This is a genomic window from Kamptonema formosum PCC 10802 (genome assembly GCF_000332335.1).
Taxonomy (GTDB): domain Bacteria; phylum Cyanobacteriota; class Cyanobacteriia; order Cyanobacteriales; family Oscillatoriaceae; genus Oscillatoria.
This window is the reverse complement of the sequence record NZ_KB235948.1, coordinates 2,026,760-2,028,134: the sequence shown is the minus strand read 5'-3', so window position 1 is coordinate 2,028,134 and position 1,375 is coordinate 2,026,760. Positions and strand designations below refer to the sequence as shown.

The following is a 1,375-nucleotide window of genomic DNA, read 5'->3' as shown; positions in this document are numbered from 1 at the left end:
AGAAGTTATCATAGTGCCAGAAGTTATCATAGCTGAATTGCCGGTTGAGCCGGCACCGGTTGCGCCAGAAGTTGTGGTAACTCAATTGCCGGTTGAGCCAAATCCTGTTGCGCCAGAAGTTATCATAGCTGAATTGCCGGTTGAGCCAAATCCTGTTGCGCCAGAAGTTATCATAGCTGAATTGCCGGTTGAGCCGGCACCGGTTGCGCCAGAAGTTGTGGTAACTCAATTGCCGGTTGAGCCAAATCCTGTTGCGTCAGAAGTTATCATAGCTGAATTGCCGGTTGAGCCAAATCCTGTTGCGCCAGAAGTTACCATAACTCAATTGCCGGTTGAGCCAAATCCTGTTGCGCCAGAAGTTATCATAGCTGAATTGCCGGTTGAGCCAAATCCTGTTGTGCCAGAAGTTGTGATAACTCAATTGCCGGTTGAGCCAAATCCTGTTGCGCCAGAAGTTGTGATAACTCAATTGCCGGTTGAGCCAAATCCTGTTGCGCCAGAAGTTATCATAGCTGAATTGCCGGTTGAGCCGGCACCCGTTGCGCCAGAAGTTGTCATAGCTGAATTGCCGGTTGAGCCAAATCCTGTTGTGCCAGAAGTTGTGATAACTCAATTGCCGGTTGAGCCAAATCCTGTTGCGCCAGAAGTTATCATAGCTGAATTGCCGGTTGAGCCGGCACCCGTTGCGCCAGAAGTTGTCATAGCTGAATTGCCGGTTGAGCCGGCACCCGTTGCGCCAGAAGTTGTCATAGCTGAATTGCCGGTTGAGCCAAATCCTGTTGCGCCAGAAGTTGTCATAGCTGAATTGCCGGTTGAGCTAAATCCTCTTGTGCCAGAAGTTGTCATAGCTGAATTGCCGGTTGAGCTAAATCCTCTTGTGCCAGAAGTTGTCATAGCTGAATTGCCGGTTGAGCTAAATCCTCTTGTGCCAGAAGTTATCATAACTCAATTGCCGGTTGAGCCGGCACCCGTTGCGCCAGAAGTTGTCATAGCTGAATTGCCGGTTGAGCCGGCACCCGTTGCGCCAGAAGTTATCATAGCTGAATTGCCGGTTGAGCCGGAACCCGTTGCGCCAGAAGTTATCATAGTGCCAGAAGTTATCATAGCTGAATTGCCGGTTGAGCCGGCACCCGTTGCAGCAGAAATTGCCATCGCTCAATTGCCGGTTGAGCCAAATCCTGTTGCGCCAGAAGTTATCATAGCTGAATTGCCGGTTGAGCCGGCACCCGTTACGCCAGAAGTTACCATAACTGAATTGCCGGTTGAGCCGGAACCCGTTGCGCCAGAAGTTATCATAGTGCCAGAAGTTATCATAGCTGAATTGCCGGTTGAGCCGGCACCCGTTGCAGCAGAAATTGCCATCGCTCAATTGCCG

1 pseudogene is annotated in these 1,375 nt (G+C 50.8%); it reads left to right on the top strand.

The annotated features are described in order from the left end of the window. Window positions 1-13: 13 nt before the first annotated feature. A pseudogene (locus OSC10802_RS52705) lies at window positions 14-1,375 on the top strand (hypothetical protein); the annotation flags it as partial.